The 24,251-nt window shown below is 51.9% G+C and carries 19 protein-coding genes; 3 read left to right on the top strand and 16 right to left on the bottom strand.

Features of this window, described 5'->3' with window-relative positions; translation table 11 throughout:
- Nucleotides 1-88 precede the first annotated feature (88 nt).
- Genes glmM through rlmE form a run of 4 tightly spaced genes read right to left on the bottom strand, consistent with a single transcriptional unit; the run spans nt 89 to nt 4,921 of the window.
- Nucleotides 89-1,423, bottom strand: a complete 1,335-nt coding sequence (glmM, locus tag ATY27_RS10620; RefSeq protein WP_208930631.1) for a phosphoglucosamine mutase — start codon at nt 1,421-1,423, stop codon at nt 89-91.
- Nucleotides 1,423-2,262, bottom strand: coding sequence for a dihydropteroate synthase (folP, locus tag ATY27_RS10615; protein ID WP_208930630.1), 840 nt, complete (start codon nt 2,260-2,262; stop codon nt 1,423-1,425). Before folP ends, glmM begins: the two co-directional genes overlap by 1 nt.
- A gap of 56 nt (nt 2,263-2,318) precedes the next feature.
- Entirely contained in the window at nt 2,319-4,238 is a 1,920-nt protein-coding gene (gene ftsH / locus ATY27_RS10610) for an ATP-dependent zinc metalloprotease FtsH (RefSeq protein WP_208930629.1), read from the bottom strand.
- A 53-nt stretch (nt 4,239-4,291) separates the two neighbouring features.
- On the bottom strand, nt 4,292-4,921 hold the full coding sequence (rlmE, locus tag ATY27_RS10605) for a 23S rRNA (uridine(2552)-2'-O)-methyltransferase RlmE (protein ID WP_208930628.1): 630 nt from the start codon (nt 4,919-4,921) through the stop codon (nt 4,292-4,294).
- An 83-nt stretch (nt 4,922-5,004) separates the two neighbouring features.
- Between rlmE and yhbY the strand changes: the two genes are divergently transcribed.
- Complete coding sequence (yhbY, locus tag ATY27_RS10600) at nt 5,005-5,301, top strand: ribosome assembly RNA-binding protein YhbY (RefSeq protein ID WP_208930627.1); 297 nt, start codon at nt 5,005-5,007, stop codon at nt 5,299-5,301.
- An 11-nt stretch (nt 5,302-5,312) separates the two neighbouring features.
- On the opposite strand, the gene ATY27_RS10595 is transcribed toward yhbY, so the two are convergent.
- The 8 genes from ATY27_RS10595 to ATY27_RS10560 form a co-directional block, all read right to left on the bottom strand.
- On the bottom strand, nt 5,313-5,744 hold the full coding sequence (locus ATY27_RS10595; RefSeq protein WP_208930626.1) for a hypothetical protein: 432 nt from the start codon (nt 5,742-5,744) through the stop codon (nt 5,313-5,315).
- A 149-nt stretch (nt 5,745-5,893) separates the two neighbouring features.
- A complete protein-coding gene (gene greA, locus ATY27_RS10590) occupies nt 5,894-6,370 on the bottom strand; it encodes a transcription elongation factor GreA (protein ID WP_208930625.1) in 477 nt (158 codons plus the stop codon).
- Nucleotides 6,367-9,588, bottom strand: coding sequence for a carbamoyl-phosphate synthase large subunit (gene carB / locus ATY27_RS10585; protein WP_208930624.1), 3,222 nt, complete (start codon nt 9,586-9,588; stop codon nt 6,367-6,369). Before carB ends, greA begins: the two co-directional genes overlap by 4 nt.
- 18 nt (nt 9,589-9,606) lie before the next feature.
- Nucleotides 9,607-10,737, bottom strand: coding sequence for a glutamine-hydrolyzing carbamoyl-phosphate synthase small subunit (gene carA, locus ATY27_RS10580; protein ID WP_208930623.1), 1,131 nt, complete (start codon nt 10,735-10,737; stop codon nt 9,607-9,609).
- Between the two features lie 197 nt (nt 10,738-10,934).
- A complete protein-coding gene (gene dapB / locus ATY27_RS10575) occupies nt 10,935-11,744 on the bottom strand; it encodes a 4-hydroxy-tetrahydrodipicolinate reductase (protein WP_208930622.1) in 810 nt (269 codons plus the stop codon).
- 363 nt (nt 11,745-12,107) lie between these two features.
- Nucleotides 12,108-13,193, bottom strand: coding sequence for an aminoglycoside phosphotransferase family protein (locus ATY27_RS10570; RefSeq protein ID WP_208930621.1), 1,086 nt, complete (start codon nt 13,191-13,193; stop codon nt 12,108-12,110).
- Nucleotides 13,183-14,112 (bottom strand): NDP-sugar synthase, encoded by a 930-nt coding sequence (locus tag ATY27_RS10565; RefSeq protein WP_208930620.1) that lies wholly within the window; start codon nt 14,110-14,112, stop codon nt 13,183-13,185. The genes ATY27_RS10570 and ATY27_RS10565 overlap by 11 nt, the downstream gene beginning before the upstream one ends.
- 108 nt (nt 14,113-14,220) lie before the next feature.
- Nucleotides 14,221-15,375: an iron-containing alcohol dehydrogenase gene (locus tag ATY27_RS10560; RefSeq protein ID WP_208930619.1), complete on the bottom strand. Its 1,155-nt coding sequence runs from the start codon at nt 15,373-15,375 to the stop codon at nt 14,221-14,223.
- Between the two features lie 267 nt (nt 15,376-15,642).
- On the opposite strand from ATY27_RS10560, the gene ATY27_RS10555 reads away from it, so the two are divergent.
- Entirely contained in the window at nt 15,643-16,953 is a 1,311-nt protein-coding gene (locus ATY27_RS10555; RefSeq protein WP_208930618.1) for a Na+/H+ antiporter NhaC family protein, read from the top strand.
- A gap of 70 nt (nt 16,954-17,023) precedes the next feature.
- Here the strand turns inward: ATY27_RS10555 and ATY27_RS10550 are convergent, their stop codons facing one another.
- From ATY27_RS10550 to dnaK, 3 genes are all read right to left on the bottom strand, one after another.
- Nucleotides 17,024-17,827, bottom strand: coding sequence for a M48 family metallopeptidase (locus tag ATY27_RS10550; RefSeq protein WP_208930617.1), 804 nt, complete (start codon nt 17,825-17,827; stop codon nt 17,024-17,026).
- Nucleotides 17,828-17,917: 90 nt separating this feature from the next.
- On the bottom strand, nt 17,918-19,060 hold the full coding sequence (dnaJ, locus tag ATY27_RS10545) for a molecular chaperone DnaJ (protein WP_208930616.1): 1,143 nt from the start codon (nt 19,058-19,060) through the stop codon (nt 17,918-17,920).
- Nucleotides 19,061-19,177: 117 nt separating this feature from the next.
- Nucleotides 19,178-21,079: a molecular chaperone DnaK gene (gene dnaK, locus ATY27_RS10540; RefSeq protein ID WP_208930615.1), complete on the bottom strand. Its 1,902-nt coding sequence runs from the start codon at nt 21,077-21,079 to the stop codon at nt 19,178-19,180.
- Nucleotides 21,080-21,330: 251 nt separating this feature from the next.
- Here dnaK and luxS point away from each other — a divergent pair, with 251 nt between their 5' ends.
- Nucleotides 21,331-21,837 carry an S-ribosylhomocysteine lyase gene (luxS, locus tag ATY27_RS10535; RefSeq protein ID WP_208930614.1) on the top strand — a complete coding sequence of 169 codons (507 nt, stop codon included), beginning with the start codon at nt 21,331-21,333 and terminating at the stop codon, nt 21,835-21,837.
- Between the two features lie 85 nt (nt 21,838-21,922).
- On the opposite strand, the gene ATY27_RS10530 is transcribed toward luxS, so the two are convergent.
- Nucleotides 21,923-24,121, bottom strand: coding sequence for a carbohydrate-binding protein (locus ATY27_RS10530; RefSeq protein WP_208930613.1), 2,199 nt, complete (start codon nt 24,119-24,121; stop codon nt 21,923-21,925).
- Between the last annotated feature and the right edge of the window lie 130 nt (nt 24,122-24,251).

Here is a 24,251-nt window from a genome sequence, read left to right as displayed (position 1 = left end):
GCCGAAAAAAACCTGTTGCACGATTTTTTCCGGCTTGAACATTTGCATGACTGCCCGCTGGCCTTTTTGCAGGCAAAAATGAAACTGACTAGCTCGCCAGCTTCACCGCCGCCGCAATCCGTTCGGCATATTCCTGTACCTGAGCTTGTTCTCTTCCTTCTACCATTACACGGATTAATGGTTCAGTACCGGACTTGCGGATTAAAACCCGGCCCTGGCCGTGTAATTCAGCTTCGACTTTCGCAATAACTTCTTTGACGTGCATGTTATCAAGCGGTGCCGAACCTTTTTCAAACTTCACATTGACCAGCACCTGCGGCAATTTCGTCATGCCGTGGCTTAAATCCGCCAGACTTAAATTAGTATCCATCATCGACGCAAGTACTTGCAGTGACGCAACAATGCCATCGCCGGTACCGGTATGATCAAGATTGATCACATGACCGGAATTTTCGCCACCGATGCGCCAGCCTTTCTCCTGCAGCAGCTCCATCACATAGCGATCGCCGACTTTACTGCGCACAAACGGAATATCAAGGTCGGCTAAAGCCAGTTCTAAGCCCATATTGCTCATCAGCGTACCGACCACCCCACCGGTCAGACGACCGCGTTGTTTGGCTGAACGGGCAATCATATAAATAATTTCATCACCATCAATCTGGCGACCTAAATGATCGACCATCATTACGCGATCGCCGTCGCCGTCGTAGGCGATGCCCAAATCAGCGCCGAGTTCAACCACCGCTTTTTGCAGGTCGTCCGTATGAGTTGCGCCACATTTTTCGTTGATATTGAGGCCGTTAGGCGTACAGGCGATGGTATGCACATCAGCACCGAGTTCGCGGAACACATTCGGGGCGATGTGATAAGTCGCACCATTGGCGCAGTCCAGCACGATTTTGTAGCCACTTAATGACATGTGATTTGGCAGGTGGCTTTTGCAGAACTCGATATAACGCCCGGACGCATCATCAATGCGCTGGGCTTTTCCCAATTTTTCCGACGGCTCACAGACCATCGGCTGTTCCAGCTCGGCTTCAATCGCCAGTTCAATCTCATCGTCGAGTTTGCTGCCGTCGCCGGAGAAAAATTTGATACCATTATCATAATATGGATTGTGCGAGGCACTGATCACGATCCCCGCTTCGGCTCGGAAAGTGTGGGTCAGATAAGAGACTGCCGGCGTCGGCATAGGGCCAAGCAGGCGCACATCAATGCCAGCAGAAATCAATCCGGCTTCCAGCGCTGTTTCCAGCAAATAACCAGAAATACGCGTGTCTTTGCCAATTAACACTTTGCGGGTACCGCGCTGCGACAATACGCGTCCGGCGGCCCAGCCTAATTTCATTGCAAATTCCGGTGTGATTGGAAACTCGCCGACACGGCCACGCACACCATCAGTTCCAAAAAACTTCCTGCTCATTAAATGACTCCAGATTTGGTCGCGGCAACAATGGCTAATGCATCTGCCGTTTCTTTGACATCATGGACACGAATGATCTGTGCCCCTTGCATAGCGGCTATTGTGGCACAGGCAATACTACCTGCCAAACGTTCTGATACATCACGCTTAAGTAGTTGCCCGATCATTGACTTACGTGACATTCCGGCCAATACCGGGTAGCCGGTAGCAACAAATTCAGACATTGCTGCCAGCAGCTGATAGTTATGACTGAGGCTTTTACCAAAGCCAAATCCAGGGTCCAGCATAATCTGGCTGGACGCGATGCCGGCGGCTTCACATTGTTGCGCGCGTTGCAGCAACCATTGCAGTACCTCAGTCACTACTTGCTGATAATCCGGCTGATGTTGCATTGAACGCGGTTGCCCTTGCATATGCATCAGGCAAACCGGCAGCTGGCTGGCTACTGCAACCTCTAGCGCTCCAGGCTCTTGCAAAGCGCGGACATCATTGATGATGTCCGCTCCGGCCAATACGGCCTGTCGCATCACTTCTGCTTTACTGGTGTCCACAGAAATGACGATATCAGTAAACTGACGCCGTATCGTGTGGATCACCGGCACGACCCTTTGCAGTTCATCATCCAGGCTGACATCGGCAGCGCCGGGTCGAGTGGACTCACCGCCGATATCGATAATATCAGCGCCAGCCGCGACCAGATCAGCGACGCGTGCCAGACAAGCGGTTTCGCCGGTAAATTGGCCACCATCAGAGAAAGAGTCAGGCGTCACATTGAGGATCGCCATCAGCCGGCTTTGCCGCAAATCCAGCCGACGCTGGCGGGGTAATAATAATTCCATCGGGACTCCAAACAGAAAACCCCGGCGAACCGGGGTTTTAATTTCACAACTCAGATTTAGCTGCCGTGGCTTTCGCTTGGCGTTGTATCTGCTGCCGGAGCTGCAGTTGCCGCTGTGCCACCAGAACCAGGTGCCTCCGGCTTTTTATCCTTTGGCTCCCAATGCTCAGGCGGACGTACGTCACGACGTGCCATCAAGTCATCGATTTGTTTGGCATCAATCGTTTCGTACTGCATCAGGCAATCTTTCATCGCGTGCAGAATATCGATATTGGCTTCGATCAGCTCTTTGGCGCGCACATAGTTACGGTCAATAAAATCACGGATCTCATGATCGATCATTTTGACTGTGTCTTCCGACATGTGTTTGTTTTTAGTCACAGAGCGCCCTAAAAACACTTCACCTTCTTCTTCGGCATATAACAGTGGTCCCAATTTTTCTGAGAAGCCCCACTGTGTCACCATCTTACGTGCCAGGTTGGTAGCGCGCTCGATGTCGTTGGAAGCACCGGTACTGACTGCTTCGCTGCCATAAATGATCTCCTCAGCGATCCGGCCACCAAACAACGAGCTGATCATACTTTCCAGGAATCGCTTCGAATGGCTGTAACGGTCCTGCTCCGGCAAGTACATGGTGACACCCAGGGCGCGGCCGCGCGGGATAATACTCACTTTGTACACCGGGTCGTGCTCAGGCACCAGACGACCAACAATGGCATGACCTGCTTCGTGATAAGCAGTCATCTCTTTTTCTTTCTCGGTCATCACCATCGAGCGACGTTCAGTGCCCATCATGATTTTGTCTTTGGCTTTTTCAAACTCATCCATCGACACAACCCGGCGATTGTTACGTGCTGCAAACAGCGCCGCTTCGTTGACCAGATTGGCTAAATCAGCACCAGAGAAACCTGGGGTACCACGCGCAATCAATGACGCGTCCACGCCGTCACCCAATGGGACTTTACGCATGTGAACTTTCAGAATTTGCTCACGGCCACGCACATCTGGCAAGCCTACAACGACCTGACGGTCAAAGCGGCCCGGCCGCAATAATGCTGGATCTAATACGTCTGGTCTGTTGGTCGCGGCAATAACGATAATGCCTTCGTTGCCATCAAAACCGTCCATTTCGACCAGCATCTGGTTCAATGTCTGTTCGCGCTCGTCATGACCACCGCCAAGACCTGCACCACGCTGACGGCCGACCGCATCAATTTCGTCGATGAAAATGATACATGGTGCGGCTTTTTTCGCTTGTTCGAACATGTCACGGACGCGGCTCGCACCAACACCAACAAACATTTCGACAAAATCAGAACCGGAAATGGTGAAAAACGGCACTTTGGCTTCACCGGCAATGGCTTTAGCCAGCAGCGTTTTACCAGTGCCCGGTGGGCCAACCATCAACACGCCTTTCGGGATACGGCCGCCCAGTTTCTGAAAGCGTGACGGATCTTTTAAGTAATCCACCAGCTCAGTCACTTCTTCTTTGGCTTCGTCACAACCAGCGACGTCCGCAAAAGTCGTTTTAATTTGGTCTTCGCCCATCAGGCGCGCACGGCTCTTACCAAAGGACATCGCGCCTTTGCCACCGCCGCCCTGCATCTGGCGCATAAAGAATATCCAGACGCCGATTAACAGCAGCATTGGGAACCAGGAAATAAAGATCTGGCCCAGCAAACTGGTTTCTTCCGGTTTCACACCGGTTGAGTCCACGTTGTTTTTGATCAGGTCGTCAAGCAGCTTCTCGTCATAGCCGCCTGGGATTGTAGTTTCAACCCGTTGTCCGTCTTTGCGTACCGCACGGACTACACCGCCCCGATCCACCTGGACTTCTCGGATTTGGCCCTGATTCACATCATTAATGAATTGGGTATAGCTTGTTGTTCTGTCAGACCGATCGGCCGGACTGAAACTGTTGAACATCGTCATCAGTACGACGGCGATCACCAGCCACACCATCAGATTCTTTGCCATGTCGCTCAAGGAAATAACCTCTTGTTACCAGAATTGCTTCTGTTGCTACTTTACTAGAGTTTGAAACCTGTCGCCACGATATATGTCTCGCTGGAACGGGCGCGGGACGAATCGGGTTTGCGGATCCGTACATTGGTAAATACGTCGCGGACCTGCTGGACAAAGGCATCGAACCCTTCCCCATGGAACACTTTGACGACAAAACTACCGTTTTTCTTCAGCACTTTGTTACACATATCCAGTGCCAGTTCGATCAGATACATGCTGCGGCTCTGGTCTACCGTCGCATTGCCACTCATATTCGGCGCCATATCAGACAACACGACGTCGACATTGCGGCCATCGATCCGGTTTAACAGTGCTTCGAGCACCGCATCTTCGCGAAAATCGCCCTGCAAAAACGCCACACCTGCCAGTGGGTCCATAGGCAGGATGTCACAGGCGATCACAATGCCCTCGCGCCCAACCAGCTCAGCCGCCAGTTGCGACCAACTGCCTGGGGCTGAGCCCAGATCTACGACTGTCATGCCGGATTTGATCAGTTTATCTTTCTGCTGGATCTCTTCGAGCTTAAACGAAGCCCGGGAACGCAGCCCCAGTTTTTGTGCTTTGTGCACAAAAGGATCGGTCACATGTTCTTGCAGCCAACGGCTGGAACTGGCCGAGCGCTTTTTCTTTGTCATGGAAACACTCTTAATTGGTCTTCCCTGCAAGATGGCGGTACAATGACGCTATTTCAAGCTTTCCAAACGGAAAAAGTCATTTTATGAGTCTTACTAACAAACAAAAGCAATTTTTAAAAGCCAAAGCACACGAGCTGAAGCCTGTGATCCTGCTCGGCGGCAATGGTCTGACGGAAGGCGTGATGGCCGAAGTTGATCTGGCGCTGGAACATCACGAACTGATTAAAATCAAAGTCCCGAGCATTGACCGGGAAGAAAAGGTTGCTGTCATGGATGCCATTATCCGTGAAGCAAAAGCCGACAAAGTTCAGGTGATCGGTCATATTTTGGTGCTGTACCGCGCCGCTAAAGAGAAAAAACTACAATTGCCACGCGGCTGATTGCAGCTCGTTTAGCCGGTTTTTTGATCTTCCGGCAACACATTCACCTCGAGAAAACCTGCCGCAAATAAATTGCGGCGGGCTTCATCTGCAGTATCTGCACGTTGTCTGACCAATGCATCGGGCATCTCAATCGCGGTGGCTTTGAGAAACTGCCAGCCAATTACATGGTCAGCCGGTAACAAGGCAATGACGTGGGCAAGGCCGTGTTGCACACACCAGTTCGAATTATCTGTCACGCCGGCGAAAATTTCTTTTGGGCTGGTCTGCCAATCCCGTACATCTAATACCAAAGCCCAGGGCCGATCGATGATTGGCTGCACTATGTCCCGGAAATCGCCGATATATTCTCTGATATCGCGGCTGGTCCAGACACCGATAGCCCGCACCCACAACGTTTGCTGTTCCAAACACAATTCGTAAGCTGGCTTGGCATCTTTCATAACAAAATCCTCTACGCGCTGATATCAGGCAATTGCGCCAGGTCCTGGTACCACAAGTCGCTGTGCAATTTAACCATATCTCTTTGTAAATAAAACGACAAAAGCGGCCGAAGCCGCTTTTTTCCGTCAATCCGAGACTAAAGTCGTAGTTAAAGGTACTTCACGTCCGTGATCTCAAACTCGACCACGCCGCTTGGTGTGGTGATATTGACAACATCGTCCTGCTGTTTACCAATCAAACCGCGTGCGATCGGCGAGTTAACCGAAATCAGATTGTTTTTGATATCGGCTTCGTCATCGCCAACGACTTTGTAGGTCACTTCTTCCTCTGAATCCAGATTCAGAATGGTGACTGTAGAGCCGAAGATCACTTTGCCGTTATTGGTCAGCTTAGTGATATCGATGATCTGCGCATTAGCCAACTTGCCTTCAATATCCTGGATCCGTCCTTCGCAGAACCCCTGCGCTTCACGCGCCGCATGGTATTCAGCGTTTTCTTTCAGATCACCGTGTTCACGCGCATCGGCAATCGCTTCTATAATTGCCGGCCGTTTCACTGTTTTCAGTTCATGCAGTTCATCGCGCAACCGTTGTGCGCCCTGAACTGTCATCGGGATTTGACTCATCCGTTTACTCTCTTATGTAACTCCTGCACCGAGTTCACTGTCGCAAACGCATTAGCAGCGTTGGCTTTACAGGTCGCAAATGCGGCATTCAGGGTCGTGGTGTAATTGGCCTTATGTTGCAGAGCGCCACGGCGTAACACTTTGGAATCTTCAATAGCCTGACGGCCTTCGGTGGTGTTCACGATGTAGCTGTACTCACCATTTTTAATCCGATCCAGAATGTGCGGACGACCTTCAAATACTTTGCTGACTGCACGGCATGGAATACCTGCGGCTTGCAATGCTTTCGCAGTACCGCCGGTGGCATCCAGTTCAAAACCAAGGGCGACCATGGTTTTCGCCAGCTCAACGACGCGCACTTTATCGCTATCACGTACTGAAAGTAAAGCGCGACCACCGGTTGGTATTAACGTCCCGGCGCCTAACTCTGCTTTGGCAAAGGCTTCAGCGAAAGTTTCGCCGACGCCCATGACTTCGCCGGTAGAGCGCATTTCAGGGCCAAGTAACGGGTCAACACCCGGGAACTTGTTAAACGGGATCACCACTTCTTTCACCGAGAAATATGGTGGAATAATTTCCGTGGTCACGCCCTGCTCTTGCAGTGATTTGCCTGCCATACAACGGGCACCGACTTTTGCCACGGCAACCCCGGTCGCTTTTGACACAAATGGCACAGTCCGGGCAGCGCGCGGATTGACTTCGATCAGGTAGACTTCACCGTCTTTGACCGCAAACTGGGTGTTCATCAAACCCACAACACCAAGTTCCAGTGCCAGTTTACGCACCTGTTCCCGCATCACGTCCTGGATTTGTTGACTCAGGCTATGTGGTGGTAATGAACAAGCCGAGTCACCAGAGTGCACACCCGCCTGTTCGATGTGCTCCATAATGCCACCGATGATCACATCAGTACCGTCACAGATCGCATCAATGTCCACTTCAATCGCATCATCGAGGAAACGATCCAGCAATACCGGCGAATCATTCGACACGCTGACGGCTTCCGTCATATAACGACGTAAGTCCTGGTCGTCGTACACGATTTCCATCGCACGGCCACCGAGGACATAAGACGGACGCACCACCATCGGATAACCAATGTCCGGTGCTTTCGCCAACGCTTCTTCCATGCTGGTAACAGTGGCGTTTTTCGGCTGTTTCAGGCCAAGACGCTCGACCGCCTGCTGGAAACGCTCGCGGTCTTCTGCGCGGTCAATCGCATCCGGTGAGGTGCCGATAATTGGCACGCCATTCGCTTCCAGTGCGCGTGCCAGCTTCAGTGGCGTTTGGCCACCGTATTGCACGATCACACCTTTAGGCTGTTCTTTACGCACGATTTCCAGCACATCTTCCAACGTAATGGATTCGAAATACAGCCGGTCCGAGGTGTCGTAATCGGTAGACACGGTTTCCGGGTTACAGTTGACCATAATGGTCTCGTAACCGTCTTCGCGCAGGGCTAACGCCGCGTGTACACAGCAATAATCGAATTCGATACCCTGACCAATGCGGTTCGGGCCACCACCGATGATCATGATTTTATCGCGGTTGCTTGGTGCCGCTTCACATTCTTCATCGTACGTGCTGTACATGTACGCAGTGTCTGAAGCAAATTCAGCCGCACAGGTATCGACGCGCTTGTACACCGGGTGCAGGCCAAAACCGTGGCGTTTTTTCCGCACTTCAGCTTCAGCAACGCCCAGCAGGTCGGCGATACGTTTATCAGCAAAACCTTTGCGTTTCAAAACCGTCAGACGCGCTTGATCCAGACCAGCAAAACCTGCGGCCTGAATGGCGGCTTCTTCTTTCACCAGATCTTCCAGCTGTACCAGGAACCATGGGTCGATATTCGTCAGCTTGAAAATCTCATCCATCGTCATGCCAAAACGGAAGGCATCGGCGATGTACCAAATCCGGTGTGAACCAGGTTCGCGCAATTCGCGGGTGATTTTCTCTTTCGCTTCCGGTGCATGAATGTCGATGATTGGGTCTAAACCACAAACACCAATTTCAAGGCCGCGCAGCGCCTTTTGCAGCGATTCCTGCTGATTGCGGCCAATCGCCATGACTTCACCAACCGATTTCATCTGGGTGGTCAGGCGGTCATTGGCACCAACAAATTTTTCAAAGTTAAAGCGTGGCACTTTGGTCACAACATAATCGATGCTCGGCTCGAACGACGCAGGCGTGCGACCGCCGGTGATGTCGTTGGCCAGCTCGTCCAGTGTATAACCAATCGCCAGTTTCGCTGCCACTTTGGCAATTGGGAAACCAGTGGCTTTTGATGCCAGCGCCGATGAACGGGATACACGCGGGTTCATTTCGATGATCACCATCCGGCCATCGACCGGGTTGATACCGAACTGCACGTTGGAACCGCCGGTTTCAACGCCGATTTCACGCAACACTGCCAGCGAGGCATTGCGCATGATTTGGTATTCTTTGTCAGTCAGCGTCTGGGCTGGTGCCACAGTGATTGAGTCACCGGTATGCACACCCATCGGGTCGAAGTTTTCAATGGAACAGACGATGATGCAGTTGTCGTTTTTATCCCGCACCACTTCCATCTCGTATTCTTTCCAGCCAATCAATGATTCATCGATCAGCAGCTCTTTAGTCGGCGATAAATCTAAGCCGCGGGCACAGATTTCGTCGAACTCTTCCCGGTTGTAGGCAATACCGCCGCCCGAGCCGCCCATCGTGAACGACGGACGGATAATGCATGGAAAACCGATGGTTTCCAGCACCTGGTAGGCTTCTTCCATCGAGTGGGCAAAACCGGCGCGTGGACAAGCCAGACCGATCGAACGCATGGCTTTGTCAAAGCGGCCACGGTCTTCCGCTTTGTCGATGGCGTCTGCAGTAGCGCCGATCATTTCGACATTGTATTTCGCCAGTACACCATGGCGCTCTAAATCCAGCGCACAGTTCAGTGCTGTCTGGCCGCCCATGGTCGGTAACACCGCACATGGCCGTTCTTTTTCGATGATTTTCTCTACCACCTGCCAGTGGATTGGCTCGATGTAAGTCGCATCGGCCATTTCCGGGTCTGTCATGATGGTCGCCGGATTCGAGTTTACCAGGATCACCCGGTAACCCTCTTCTTTCAGCGCTTTACAGGCCTGAGCGCCTGAGTAGTCAAATTCGCAGGCCTGGCCAATCACAATTGGGCCAGCGCCGAGGATTAAAATACTTTGAAGGTCGGTACGTTTTGGCATAGCTCTCTCAATCCTGGCTTATTTGGCGTTACGCTGTTGCATCAGTGCGATAAAGTGATCAAACAATTCACTGGCTTCATGCGGGCCCGGGCTTGCTTCAGGGTGGCCCTGAAAGCTGAATGCCGGTTTGTCCGTGCGATGAATGCCCTGCAGCGAGCCATCAAACAGCGACTTGTGCGTCGCACGCAGCGTGGCGGGCAAAGTGGCTTCATCCACGGCAAAACCATGGTTCTGCGCCGTGATTAACACTTTTGTACTGTCGAGGTTTTGCACCGGGTGGTTACCACCGTGGTGACCAAATTTCATCTTCAGTGTTTTGGCACCGCTGGCCAAAGCCAGTAACTGGTGACCCAGACAGATACCAAACACCGGAATGTCGGTCTCAAGGAAAGTCTTAATCGCTTCAATGGCATAAGTACAAGGCGCCGGGTCACCAGGACCGTTCGACAGGAAAATCCCATCCGGATTCAGCGCTAACACTTCTGCTGCTGGCGTTTGCGCCGGAACTACCGTTAAACGGCAGCCGCGATCAACCAACATACGCAGAATATTGCGTTTCACACCAAAATCGTAAGCAACGACGTGAAAGACTGACTCTGGTGCTTTTTTATGGCCCAGCCCCAGTTCCCAGCTGCCTTCGCTGAAGCTGTATGGCGCCTGGACTGTAACTTCTTTGGCCAGATCCATGCCGGACAACCCCGGGAAACTACGGGCCAGTTCCAGCGCTTTGGCTTCGTCGATATCGCCGGCCATCAGGCAGCCATTCTGAGCGCCTTTTTCACGCAGGATGCGGGTCAGTTTGCGGGTATCAATGTCGGCGATGCCGAGGACGTTGTGATCTTTGAGGTATTGACTAAGGGAACGTTGATTACGGAAATTTGAAGCAAGCAGAGGAAGGTCACGAATGATCAGGCCCTTGGCCCAGACTCTGCCGGATTCTTCGTCTTCATCATTGGTGCCGGTATTACCAATGTGGGGATAGGTCAAAGTGACCATTTGTTCTGCATACGAAGGGTCGGTCAGGATTTCCTGATACCCGGTCATTGAAGTATTAAACACCACTTCACCAACCGACACACCTTCAGCGCCAATGGCTCTACCACGAAATACGGTGCCGTCTTCCAGTACGAGCAGGGCGGACTTAGTCAAGATAACCTCCAAACAGCAAAAAACGGGCGTAAAATGCTGCTGTTTTACCACCCGTTTTGACCCAGAAATTGTGTACTCAGTTCTGCCTAGGCAAACCTGCTTATTCTAGGTCATTTGCGCTCTTTGGTCTAATTATATTTTGGTATTTTGCGAAAATAACGACTTAACTGACAAATTGCGTTTAAAACGGCAAAAATCTATGTTAAGTCTGCCAAACCCAGCACTTGCTGCATAGAATAAAGTCCGACCTGTTGATTTTTCAACCACAGCGCTGCTCGCAAAGCCCCCTGGGCAAAAGTGTTACGGCTGGAGGCTTTATGGCTGATTTCGAGGCGTTCCCCGATATCGGCAAACAGTGCGGTATGGTCGCCAATGATGTCACCGCCACGCACTGTGGCAAAACCGATGGTCTGCTGATCGCGCTCTCCTGTGATGCCTTCGCGGCCAAACACAGCGCATTGGCTTAAATCACGACCGATCGCTTTGGCAATGCTGTTGCCAATGGCTAACGCCGTGCCACTGGGTGCATCTTTTTTAAAGCGGTGATGGGCTTCGATAATTTCGATATCCGCACTCTGCCCCATCACCCGCGCTGCGGTTTGCACCAAGTGCAGCAGCAAATTGACGCCAACACTCATATTCGGCGCCCAGACAATCGGAATAATCTTACTTGCCGCCTGAACTTCAGCATATTGCGCATCGGTGAGCCCGGTGACACCAATCACCATGGCTTTTTTTGCCGCCACCGCCAGCTGCAAATGCGCCAGCATGGCCTCCGGCATCGTGAAATCAACCCAGACATCGGCTTTTTCGACTTCGGCCAGACTGGTTTCTGCTAACGGCAGCTGCAACTTGCCGCAGCCAGCCAGCTCGCCGGCATCGGTACCGGCAAGGTCAGAGCCTGTACGCACCGTCGCTGCGATCAATTGCAGCTGTTGCTCTTTTGCCACGGTAACCAAAGCACGGCCCATGCGGCCATTTGCACCAAAGATGCCAATTGAAGTCATTGGTAAGTTCCTGTTTTGCCAAAATGGCAGTCCAGACCGCCATATTTAAAAAAGTGGCTTATTAAAGCAAAAAATTGCCGGCGGCTCTAATCAAATTTGTAGTATCAGCGGCGCTGAGGATGATAAGACAGCGCTTTTCCAGGGGTAAACCCTGCGGATTGGCCGGACAAAGGTCCCACATCATTACTGACCTGCAGTGCATCGCCGAAATTTGCTCTGAGTACCAAGTCGCTGCATTTTCGATATACCGTATTTCCGCGAATAAAAAAAACGCACCCCGGAGGGTGCGTAAGTCAGACAACAACACTCACTCTGTCGGTAGGTGTGGCTGTTTAGTTGTAAATGGCAGGCAGAAATAACGAATTATTTTAGCAGTGGCTGTAATTGGTCTTGTTGTGCCAGTAAATCCAGATAGAGACGCAGCTGGTTTTCTGCCCGCTGTAGATTATGGTTGGGTCTGTGCACGGCAAAATAAGTGTCACCGTTTAAGTGGTCCGCGAGAAAGCGGATGCCAATCATCAGGCACATCACTTTGGCACCCAGCCACAAACTTTGCCGCTCGGCCGGCGTGATGATGCCGGCAAGACCTTGCAAATAACCTTGCGCCAGTGCAGTAAAAATCTCCGGACGGATCCGTACAGCGGCTGGATTTAATGAATCTTCCGGCTCTGGCGAACAGCAGGTACGCACCATATCGCCAAAATCAAACAACCAATAACCCGGCATGCAGGTGTCCAGATCAATAGCTGCAATGCCACGGCCTTCAGCATCTGAATACAACATATTATTGATTTTAGTGTCATTGTGGCAAACCCGGCGCGGTAAACCAACGCAAGTCTGCTCTAGTTCTGTCACCAGCGAACGCTGTGACAGGCAATAATTGACCAGATCCTGACACCCCGCCAGCCTGCCAACTTTATTGCCAGCAATGGCGTCGTCGAGCTGGCGAAAGCGGAAACCGAGATTATGAAAATCCGCGATCACGGTATACAGCTCATCGGCCGGGAAATCTGCCAGTGCGGCGGCAAACTGACCAAAGGTCAGCGCTGCGGCGAATGCCTGAGCTGGTGTGTCCACAACTTCAATACTGCGCCCGCCGTCAATAAAGGCTAAAGCGCGCAAATCTGCCTGCTCGCCACTCAAATAGTGACCATCATGGCGCGGCTGCTGCCGCAGAATTTGTAGCGGATATAAACCCTGCAGCTGTTTCCGCGTTAAGTGTTGCTCGATACGCAGTGCGTTGTCGACCAGATGCTGTGGCGATGGGAAAATCTGCGTATTGATTTGCTGCAAAATTAATTTTTGTATTGAATTCTCAATCAGATACGTCCGGTTAATATGGCCATTGCCAAACAGCCGTACAGTGGCTTCGGGCGTAAACTGATAAGCAGCCAGCACGTCTGCTGGCAATAAAGGCATAGCCGCAACGGCGGCGGATTCAACGGACATAACAACTACCTGATTGAGCGGCATCTTCTGCCAAAACATCTATTGTGCTGGATTGCATTTTATTGTCAAAAAAACTGCCAAGAGCCGCCAGATCGGCTGGATAAGTAATACCGTGCCAGGCTTCATCCGACACATAAACATCAAGGGGCTGGCCCTGTCTGATGGCCTGGTCCACTGCATAAGGCAGATAGGATTCGGCTTTCTCGCCTGGCCCAGCCAAAAAGAACTGCTGTAATTGGTGCGTAAGCCGAGTTAACAGCGCTGGCGTAAAGCCCCAGATGTTCATCGACACCAGCTGCTGCGCTGACAAACCACAGCGCAGCCCATCGGTATTGATACCGCTCAGGCTACCTTGTGCATCTGCTTTGATCTCGGTCCACTCCTCCACCTGAATTAAACGGCCGTCCCGCACGTCGCAACAGCCGCGGTTGACACCGCCGTGCTCCGATAATGTCAGCGTCAGCGGATAAGCCACCATGGCCCAATCAGCTGTGGATTGAGCAAAATGCCGGACCAGCAACTGCATCGCAGCAGCGCCGTAATAATCGTCGGCATTGATCACAATAAACGGCTGATTCAGCACCCGATGTGCGGACCAGACCGCATGTGCTGTGCCCCAGGGTTTGCTACGGCTGGCTACATCAGCGCTGACACCAGACGGCAGATCATCCAGCTGCTGCACCACCAAATCAACCTGTAAATCAGCGGGAAAGTTTGGTAATACTTGTTCTGCAAACGCCGCTTTCAGATTATGCCGGATCACCAACACCAAATGGCGCACACCGGCCTGATAGGCATCCATCACGCTGAAATACAATAAAGGCCGGCCTGTCTGACCAACAGTCGCCAGTTGCTTGTCGCCGCCAAACCGACTGCCCATGCCGCCAGCGAGGATTAATAACGAGACTTGCGCAGTCATTCCTTGTCTCCGGTATTTCGTCAACGACAGCGCCGGCAATGCCGGCGCTTGTTAACAATTAAACAACACTTTACCACAACACCGTGGTTTTCGCTTATCGGACCTGCGTCACAACGCCCGCTGCAGGATCTGCTGCACGACTTCCGGCGTGATATCGCCGTGTTCACCGAGCCGGTCGGCTTTTAATTCGGCCAGCTTCGCCACCACTGCGGCTTTAGCTTCGGCAGTGATGCCATAATCCGCCAGCCGCGTCGGTACGCCCATCTGCTCAAAGAACGCCCGGGTGTGGCTAATTGCTTCATCTATCAGCCGCTCTTCGTCGCTGTGCTGCAGACCAAATACACGACGACCATACTGCAATAACTTGTCGCGTTTTTGTTCGCGCTGCTGTTGCATCACCGCCGGCAATACAATGGCCAGCGTCTGCGCGTGGTCCAGACCATACAGTGCAGTCAACTGATGCCCAATCATATGGGTCGACCAGTCCTGCGGTACGCCAACGCCGATCAGACCATTCAGCGCCATTGTCGCGCTCCACATCAGATTGGCGCGGATATTATAATCCTGTGGTGCCTGGGCCGCTTTAGGCCCAAATTCCAGTAACGTTAACAACAAGCCTTCAGCAAAGCGATCTTGCACTGCCGCTCCCACCGGATAGGTCAGGTACTGTTCCATCACATGGATATAGGCATCAACGACACCATTTGCCAGCTGCTTGGCTGGTAATGAATAGGTCACTGTCGGGTCCAGCACGGCAAACTGCGGATACACCAACGGGCTGCCAAACGATAATTTCTGCTGCGTCGCCTGTTTCGTGATCACAGCAAACCCGTTACTTTCCGAACCGGTCGCCGGTAAGGTCAGCACACAACCCAGCGCCACAGCGTCTTTCAGCTTGGCTTGTTTGCTCAGAATGTCCCAGCCTTCGCCATCATAGCGCGCAGCTGCCGCGATATATTTGGTGCCATCGACGACGCTGCCACCACCGACCGCCAGCAGAAAGTCAATTTGCTGTGCATGGACCATTTCCACCGCTTTACTCAGCGTTTCATAACTTGGATTTGGTTCAATGCCACCAAACTCAAACAGCACCACATCCGCCAGTGCGGTCTTAACCTGATCATACACACCATTGTGTTTGATCGAGCCACCACCATAAGTCATTAACACCCGGGCACCCGAGGGGACCAGCTGGCGCAGTGCTTTGATTTGGCCTTCGCCAAACACAATGCGGGTCGGATTCTGGAAGGTAAAATTCAGCATAACGAGCTCCGGGAGAAGTGGTGAAAACACAGGAAACTACAGATCGGTCAGACAGATATGGTCGCCAAATGGTGTATTTCAAGGCAAAACATTCGGCATTTGCCGCAAATTGCGGTAAAACATCGATATAAGCAAGTCCGAATTCATATTGACTGGCCTTCTGGACGTCCTTATATTCCGCAAAATTATTAAAAATACAAAAAACACAAATTTAACTAAGAATGTAATGTCGCTGAATAAGCGGTAGCATTTATACCGAGGTTCATTATGTCCGGATCTGCTGTCGGCGCCAAACGGTCGTTATTGCCGTTGTTGCTGTTTGTAGTGTTATTTTTAGGCACTGGCCTGTACCTGCAAAGTCAGGGCGTCGCCTATGCGTTTTATCAACTGCCGGGACCAGTGGCGATCCTGCCGGCGTTAGTGCTGGCAGTCTGGTTACACCGGGCGCCGCTGACCGAATCTATTGACCTGTTGGTCAAAGGTGCCGGCAACAGCAATATCATCACCATGTGTATTATCTACTTGCTGGCAGGTGCTTTTGCAACCGTCGCGCAGGCCACCGGTGGTGTTGATGCGGTGGTCAACGCGGGTCTGAGTCTGGTCCCGCCCAGTCTGATTTTACCGGGCCTGTTTATCATTTCCGCCATAGTCGCAACGGCGATGGGTACGTCGATGGGCACTATTGGCGCCCTGGCGCCGATCGCGGTGGGTCTGTCACAACAAGCGCAGATAGAGCCGGCATTGATGGCAGGTGCATTGCTAAGCGGCGCCATGTTTGGCGACAATCTGTCGATTATCTCTGATACGACCATTGCAGCAACCCGCACTCAGGGTGCTGAAATGAAAGACAAATTCCGCGAAAACCTGAAAATTGCCGCACCTGCAGCACTATTGACCGTGTTGTTATTTGCCGGGATGGCAAGTACAGAACAGGTGATTGAGGCCAAAGCGTTCAGCTGGACCGGTGTGCTGCCGTATGCGGCCATTCTGGTACTGGCGATCGCCGGGATGAATGTGTTTGCCGTGCTGCTGCTTGGTATTGTACTGGCCGCACTGCAAGGCGTGTTGTTTGCCGACTATGCAGTGGCAAACCTGGGTAAAGATATCTTCAAAGGCTTTGGCAGCATGCAGGAAATTTTCCTGCTGTCGATGTTTGTTGGCGCCTTAGGCGAATTTGTTAAAGCGCAGGGCGGCCTGGCCTGGATCGCCGGTTTGATTGACGGACTGGCGAAAAGACTGAGACTTGCCGGCAATAAAGCGCAGCAGCTGGCCATTGCGGCACTGGTGTTTATCAGTAACCTCTGTATTGCCAATAACACAGTGGCGATAGTTCTGGCCGCTGATGTCAGCCGTGATTTGGCTGAGCATCACGACATCAGCCCAAGACGCAGTGCCAGCTTGCTGGACATCTTTTCCTGCATCAGTCAGGGGCTGGTGCCTTACGGTGCTCAGGCGCTGTTACTGGGTGCCAGCTTCAGCTTATCGCCATGGGATGTTGTGACTCAGAGTTATTATTGCCTGATTTTATTAGTCGTTGCGCTTGGCGTGATCTTGCTGCGGCCGGCGCGTGGTCACTGATGCTATTGATCAGCAACATGGCATAAAAAAATCCCGCAACAGCGGGATTTTTTTTACCGATCAAACAACGCTATTTATTACAGGCTGGCAGGCCGCCGTTGGCTTTACGCTGCTGGTATTCAGCATCGGCCTTGGGCATATTTTTTTGCAACGCTTTAATCCGATTCTCCGGCACCGGGTGACTGGATAGAATCTGCGGCGTACCGCCACTGCCTTGTTTTGCCATGTTTTGCCATAGCTTGACCGACTCTTCTGGTTTAAAGCCGGCTTTTGCCATCAATTCAAGCCCAATCAAATCCGCTTCTGACTCGTGCACCCGGCTAAACGGCAAAATCACGCCGACTTGCGCACCAAGGCCAAACGCGGTCGACAATTCAGTTTTAAACCGGGTATCCATCGCGCTTAGCGCCACATCGGCAACGCCTAAAGTGGCCTGTACCGCCTGATTACTGGATAAGCGTTCATTTGAATGACCCGACATCACGTGCGCTATCTCATGGCCAATCACCGCAGCCAGCTGATGCTGATTCTCGGCGACCAGTAACAAGCCGGTATAAACGCCGATTTTACCGCCAGGTAATGCAAAGGCATTGACCTGATCACTGTCAAATACAACGATTTCCCACGGATTTTGCTGGTACTTCGCCGGCGTCACACTAAGCACCTGCTTCGCCACACACTGCACATACTGATTGGTTTTTTTGTCTTTGCTGACCGGCGTTTTGGCTTTCAGATCTTCAAACGTCTGAATTCCCATTTTATTGACTTGGGTTTGATCAAATAACATCAATTGCGGCCGGCCTGTCGGCGACTCCGCACAAGCAGATATACCGAGCGCTAACAGCAAAGCACCGAGCGTAGATGGTTTTTTCATCTGAAATCCTGTTCGTAAAAAAACTAACAATTTGCCTGATCGCAGAAACAACACCGCCAGCGAGGCTGGCGGTGATTTTCAAGTAGGCGATTAACCGGTTAAATCGTCAAAGAACTTCTTCACACCATCGAAGAAGCCTTTCGATTTCGGTCTGTGGGTCGCTTCACCGTCGCCGCCCCAGCTTTCATCGAGCTGACGCAGCAGGTCTTTTTGTTTTTCTGACAAATTGACCGGTGTTTCCACCACCACTTTACAGACCAAATCACCAACTCCGCCGCCACGCACAGACTGCACGCCTTTACCGCGTAAACGGAACATTTTGTCGGTCTGAGTCTCGGCCGGGATCTTCAATTTGACGCGGCCATCTAAAGTCGGCACATCAATTTCGCCGCCAAGGGCGGCAATGGAGAAACTGATCGGCACTTCACAGGCCAAATTATTGCCGTCACGGACAAAGATCGGGTGGTCTTTGACATGCACCTGCACATACAGATCACCTGCTGGTGCGCCATGCATGCCCGCTTCACCTTCACCGGTTAAACGGATGCGATCGCCGGTATCTACGCCAGCCGGGATCTTCACTTTCAGCAGTTTGCTCTTTTCAACGCGACCGTCACCATGACATTTCGGGCACGGTTCCGGAATAATTTTGCCACGGCCGTTACAGGTCGGACAGGTTTGCTGTACGGCAAAAAAGCCCTGCCGCATCGTGACCTGACCATGGCCCTGACAGGTGCCGCAAGTCTTGGCAGAAGTACCTTTTTTCGCGCCTGAGCCATCACAAGTGTCACAAGCAACCAATGTCGGTACTTTGATCTCCAGCTCTTTGCCTTTGACCGCCTCTTCCAGACTCAGCTCCAGGTTGTAGCGTAAATCCGAACCGCGCTGTGCACGCTGTCCGCCACCACCACCCCGCCGGCCACCGCCGAAAATGTCACCAAATACGTCACCAAAAATATCGCCGAAGTCGCCGTTGCCGCCGCCAAAACCACCGGCGCCGCGATTTGGATCGACACCGGCATGACCGTATTGATCATAGGCGGCGCGTTTCTGGTCGTCATTCAGGATCTCGTAGGCTTCCTGAACTTCTTTAAATTTCTCTTCCATGGCTTTATCACCCTGCGTGCGATCAGGGTGATATTTCATCGCCAGGCGCTTATAAGCCTTTTTGATTTCTTTTTCATCGGCGCCTTTGCTGACGCCTAACACTTCGTAATAATCACGCTTTGACATAATGCTGCTTCAACTATTCAGGGTCAGCGGATAAACAAGCGACCGCCGGGGCGGTCGCTTTTACTGTAAAAATCCGGAAAACCGCAGCTTAAAGCTTCAGCCTTCCTAAGACAACGCTTACTTGTTGTCTTTCACTTCTTCAAACTCAGCGTCCACCACATCGTCGTTGGCGTTTTTGGCATTACCTGCCTCAGCGCCCGGGTTGTGTTGTTGCGCAGCTGCCTGCAGTTTTTGCGCGGCTTGCACCAGCGCCTGAGTTTTGGCTTCAATTTCAGCTTTGTCGCTGCCTTTGATCACGCTTTCCAGCGCACTGATCGCGGCTTCAATCTCTTGCTTGTCGTTGGTCGCAAGGTTGGCACCTGCTTCTTCGACCTGTTTACGGGTCGCGTGCACCAGTGCATCAGCCTGGTTGCGCGTCTGTACCAACTCTTCAAACTTCTTATCTTCTTCGGCGTTCAGCTCGGCATCGCGTACCATGCGTTGAATTTCGTCATCGGTCAGACCTGAAGAAGACTTGATAGTGATCTTCTGTTCTTTGCCGGTGTCTTTGTCTTTCGCCGATACGTGCAGAATACCATCGGCATCCAGGTCAAAAGTTACTTCGATTTGTGGCTCGCCACGGCGACCAGCACGAATGCCTTCTAAGTTAAACTGACCCAGTGATTTGTTCGCTGACGCTTGCTTGCGCTCACCCTGCAGCACGTGAATCGTTACGGCAGACTGATTGTCTTCTGCTGTTGAGAATGTTTGCGACTTCTTCGTTGGAATAGTCGTGTTTTTCTCAATCAGCGCTGTCATCACGCTGCCCATGGTTTCGATACCCAAAGACAGTGGCGTCACGTCCAGCAGTAATACGTCGGTCACATCACCAGACAGTACCGCGCCCTGGATAGCCGCGCCTACCGCAACCGCTTCGTCCGGGTTCACGTCTTTACGTGGCTCTTTGCCGAAGAAAGCGGTCACCGCTTCCTGTACTTTTGGCATCCGCGTCTGACCACCGACCAGAATGATATCGTTGATATCACTGACCGACAGATCAGCATCTTTTAATGCTTGTTTCAGCGGTTCAATGGTACGGGTGATTAAATCGTCCACCAGCGCTTCCAGTTTGGCGCGTGTCACTTTGATGTTCAGGTGTTTTGGACCTGTAGCATCAGCAGTGATGTACGGCAGATTCACTTCGGTCTGAGAGGCTGAAGACAGCTCAATTTTGGCCTTTTCCGCCGATTCTTTCAGACGTTGCATTGCCAGCGGGTCGTTACGCAGGTCAATACCTTGTTCTTTCTTGAACTCGTCGACCAGGTAGTTGATCAGACGTGAGTCGAAATCTTCACCACCTAAGTGGGTGTCACCGTTGGTCGACAGAACTTCAAAGGTTTGCTCGCCATCAACATCATCGATTTCAATAATCGAGATATCAAAAGTACCGCCACCTAAGTCATACACCGCAATTTTGGTGTCGCCTTTTTTCTTGTCCATACCATAAGCCAGCGCCGCAGCAGTTGGCTCGTTGATAATGCGCTTCACTTCCAGGCCAGCAATACGGCCGGCGTCTTTGGTCGCCTGACGCTGTGCATCGTTGAAGTAAGCTGGAACAGTGATCACCGCTTCAGTCACTGGTTCGCCCAGGTAATCTTCCGCAGTTTTCTTCATCTTTTTCAGCACTTCGGCAGAAATTTGCGGTGCTGCTAATTTCTTGCCTTTGACTTCAACCCAGGCGTCACCATTATCCGCACGGACAATTTGGTACGGCATGATTTTGATGTCGCGCTGCACTTCAGCGTCTTCGAAACGACGGCCGATCAGGCGTTTGATCGCAAACAAAGTATTTTTCGGGTTGGTGACGGCCTGACGTTTTGCCGGCTGACCGACCAGTACTTCACCATCTTCGGCATAAGCGATGATGGATGGTGTGGTGCGCGTGCCTTCAGCGTTCTCGATCACCCGAGGTTGATCGCCATCCAGAATGGCCACACAGCTGTTTGTTGTACCTAAGTCAATACCAATAATTCTGCCCATAATTTACTCCGCTCTATAATTTGGAACAATTTCATTGTGTTGACCAGTTAATGGGGTTAACCCCCAATGCATTCAAGGTTATTCCAATAAAATTTTTCATTTTTCTGCGTTTAACGGGGCGAAAACGCCGGTAAAGGCGGGAACTTCAGTGATTTGTCGCAGTCCGTCAGTCTGATACAACGGAATTTTCGTACCCAAGGTCAGACTGCACCGCTATAATCGGCCAACTTGCTTTTCTGGAGATACTTGGAATGCCATTACTCGACAGCTTTACCGTTGACCACACCATCATGAAAGCGCCGGCCGTGCGCGTGGCGAAAAAAATGACCACGCCAAAAGGCGACGACATCACTGTATTTGATTTGCGTTTTTGCGTGCCGAACCAGGAAATTCTGTCGGAAAAAGGCATCCATACGCTGGAACATTTATTCGCTGGTTTTATGCGTGACCATTTAAATGGCCAGGGTGTCGAAATCATCGACATCTCGCCAATGGGCTGTCGCACCGGCTTTTATATGAGCCTGATTGGCACACCGGACGAAGCGCGCGTTGCCAATGCCTGGCAAGCCGCAATGAACGATGTGCTGCAGGTGCAGGACCAGAATAAGATCCCGGAGCTGAATATCTACCAATGCGGTACTTATGAAATGCATTCGCTAACAGAGGCCAAACAGATCGCGCAAAACGTGATTGACCGAGGTGTTGGTGTCAACCGCAACGAAGAACTGACGCTGGCGCCAGAGTTTTTACAGCACTAAAAAAACCGGCCCGTTGCTGGGCCGGTTGGCAATATCTCCCGCCGGACAGGATGCCGGCCGAAGTTACATCGCACTCATCGCCGGCTCACTGACAAGCCGCGCCTTTGGTCCAGACTTCATTGGTACCAGGCGTATTGCCCTGCGTCCACCAGCGAGCCGTATACACAAAGCCCTGATAACTGACCTTATTGCCACCGACATAGACTTTGGTCGCTTCCCAGGCTGGCGTGGTACAGCTGCTGCCCGCGTCAAAACTGACCACCACTGTGCCACTGGCTTTGACCTGAGTCAGCGTCAGGCTGTTACTGATGGACTGAGCCACACCATTGACCAAAATGGATTTCACTTTAAATCCGGCATTCGGCGTGATGGTAAACAGCTGATTGCTATTGTCCCGCACCTGCACTGCACCGCTTGGCGTAATTACGCCGCCACTGCCGCTGACACTGGCATTGATGGTGTGATAGACAGCATTGGATGGGTCATCAATAGTCACATCACTGAAGCTGCCGCCTTTGAGGCCATAAAAATTGGCCGCAGTTAAATCGGTGATTTTGGTATTGAGTAAACGCAAAGTCTTGGTATCACCCTGCCCCTGACTGCTCACGAGACTGACTACTGTGGCGGTACCGTCTTGTGTCAGCTTCAGCGTGCTGAAGGTATAAGGAAAGGCACTTAAATTCAGCGTCGTATCCGCCGCTTTAAAATAGTCGACTGTTTTGGTCTGGCCCCAGCTCCAGCTGGTATTAGTCAGCAGTACGGTAAAACCTAAACGGTTGTAGCTGCCGGTCACATCAACAAACATCTCCGGGCTGACCTGGCTGCGATTAACGCCTTTGAGTTCAATCCAGGAATAAATGCCACCGTCTGCGGCCTGAGTACCGACAAACAGACTGCCATTGTCCTGAAATGCTTTGAGGTGTTTAAAGTCGATACCAGCAGTGCCGCGAATTTGGTCCGCCTGTGGGTTGAAGTTGTTGACGACAGATTTGCCACTCCAGGCCAAAGGATAAATTTGCCCGGCCTGGATCACGGCACCAATATTGGCCTGCACCTGTGCGACTGTGACATTTTCCAGTACCAGCGTCTGACCGGCAAAACTCAATTCAGCGCCCTGCACACCTTGGGTCACCACCAGGTTTGCCAGCGGATTGGCCACGGACCAGCCGCGCAACACTACGCGATCATCGCCGACGGTAAAGCTTTTTACCAAGGTGCGGCCATTGGCACTTTGATTCAGCTGGATCAGATCTTTGCCACCACCGGTCTGTACCACATCGTTGCCCCAGCCCGCCGCTAACACTTCGTTGTACGGACTGCCGCTGATTTGGTCATTGGCCGGCGTATCAAAAATGGTGTCGTAACCACCGAACTTATGAATATATGTGGTGATACAGGTACCGAGCTCGTCACAACTTTGCTGGTTTTTGATCAGTAAATCCGCCGTGCCCCAGGCGCCACGCAAATGTGCAGCCGCCAGCAGACCCGACATTGTCGCCTGAATGGTGATGTTATTGCCGTTTTCGTCTTTACCCGGCCAGCTTTTTGCCAAAGCCTGGGCCCAGGTCATATTGGCTTTGGTCAGCAGTTCCGTCATCACGCCATAGTTAAACCGCATCACGTCGCGGATCACCACTTCTTGCTTATCTGGTACTTTTAGGTCGGCAAAGCTGCTGACGCCGTTTTTACCGACAAAACTGCCCTGCCAGCGGTTCGTATCAGTCGCCAGAATAAAGTTACCGCCTGAGCCAGGGATTTCCGAGCGCGCTTGTTTGACACCATTGGCCCAGGTACTGTCCGGCATAAAGATATAAAAGCTGTCCAGCGTTTCATTGCCGATTGTCACTTGTTTCGGGCTGTAATAACCGGCAGAAATTAATACCGCCTCACCGAGCTGATAACCAATAAAACCCCAGGCATTCAGTGAGTTGTATTGCATGGTACGGAACATCGCCGCTTCATCGGCCGGGAATTCACTGTAAAAAGTGGCGACGCCGAGTTTCTGGAAAAACTCGCGGATAGTGGTGGCTTCTGAAATCATCGAACCGGTTACCGGGTCGCGGATGATCTGGCCCGGCGCTGTCACTTTGGCATAATTGTAGACCGGCTGATCCAGATTCTGCCGGTAAAACGCTGCTTTGGCCGGGTCGATACCGGATTCAAACGAGCGCATCGTATCAAGAAATTGCTGAAAACTGCCCTGAGCCGCCAGTGCCTGCGTACTCAACCCGAGACAACATAAGGTCACTAGTCGCTTCAATGGCCGCTTTAATAGAATATTCATAGGTAACTCCGCTGGATTAGAACAAAGGTTGGCAAAAGCCATCGCGTAATACCCTGAGCCCGGGCCCGGCTCAGGACGCAAAGCTGTGAAGGGATACCGTCAGCACAAAACTTCCGGTATCAGCCCGTCA

The sequence above is a fragment of the Rheinheimera sp. F8 genome (assembly GCF_001518915.1).
Note: the sequence above shows the minus strand (reverse complement) of the source record. Positions and strands in the feature narration are given on the sequence as shown.

Excerpts from the sequence above, each read along its gene's own strand:
- carB (WP_208930624.1), bottom strand. The coding sequence starts at position 9,588 with ATGCCAAAACGTACCGACCTTCAAAGTATTTTAATCCTCGGCGCTGGC.
- glmM (WP_208930631.1), bottom strand. The coding sequence starts at position 1,423 with ATGAGCAGGAAGTTTTTTGGAACTGATGGTGTGCGTGGCCGTGTCGGC.
- ATY27_RS10560 (WP_208930619.1), bottom strand. The coding sequence starts at position 15,375 with ATGCTGAATTTTACCTTCCAGAATCCGACCCGCATTGTGTTTGGCGAA.
- dnaK (WP_208930615.1), bottom strand. The coding sequence starts at position 21,079 with ATGGGCAGAATTATTGGTATTGACTTAGGTACAACAAACAGCTGTGTG.
- yhbY (WP_208930627.1), top strand. The coding sequence starts at position 5,005 with ATGAGTCTTACTAACAAACAAAAGCAATTTTTAAAAGCCAAAGCACAC.
- ATY27_RS10570 (WP_208930621.1), bottom strand. The coding sequence starts at position 13,193 with ATGTCCGTTGAATCCGCCGCCGTTGCGGCTATGCCTTTATTGCCAGCA.
- folP (WP_208930630.1), bottom strand. The coding sequence starts at position 2,262 with ATGGAATTATTATTACCCCGCCAGCGTCGGCTGGATTTGCGGCAAAGC.
- ATY27_RS10595 (WP_208930626.1), bottom strand. The coding sequence starts at position 5,744 with ATGAAAGATGCCAAGCCAGCTTACGAATTGTGTTTGGAACAGCAAACG.
- rlmE (WP_208930628.1), bottom strand. The coding sequence starts at position 4,921 with ATGACAAAGAAAAAGCGCTCGGCCAGTTCCAGCCGTTGGCTGCAAGAA.
- luxS (WP_208930614.1), top strand. The coding sequence starts at position 21,331 with ATGCCATTACTCGACAGCTTTACCGTTGACCACACCATCATGAAAGCG.
- greA (WP_208930625.1), bottom strand. The coding sequence starts at position 6,370 with ATGAGTCAAATCCCGATGACAGTTCAGGGCGCACAACGGTTGCGCGAT.
- ATY27_RS10550 (WP_208930617.1), bottom strand. The coding sequence starts at position 17,827 with ATGAAAAAACCATCTACGCTCGGTGCTTTGCTGTTAGCGCTCGGTATA.
- ATY27_RS10530 (WP_208930613.1), bottom strand. The coding sequence starts at position 24,121 with ATGAATATTCTATTAAAGCGGCCATTGAAGCGACTAGTGACCTTATGT.
- dnaJ (WP_208930616.1), bottom strand. The coding sequence starts at position 19,060 with ATGTCAAAGCGTGATTATTACGAAGTGTTAGGCGTCAGCAAAGGCGCC.
- dapB (WP_208930622.1), bottom strand. The coding sequence starts at position 11,744 with ATGACTTCAATTGGCATCTTTGGTGCAAATGGCCGCATGGGCCGTGCT.
- ATY27_RS10565 (WP_208930620.1), bottom strand. The coding sequence starts at position 14,112 with ATGACTGCGCAAGTCTCGTTATTAATCCTCGCTGGCGGCATGGGCAGT.
- ftsH (WP_208930629.1), bottom strand. The coding sequence starts at position 4,238 with ATGGCAAAGAATCTGATGGTGTGGCTGGTGATCGCCGTCGTACTGATG.
- ATY27_RS10555 (WP_208930618.1), top strand. The coding sequence starts at position 15,643 with ATGTCCGGATCTGCTGTCGGCGCCAAACGGTCGTTATTGCCGTTGTTG.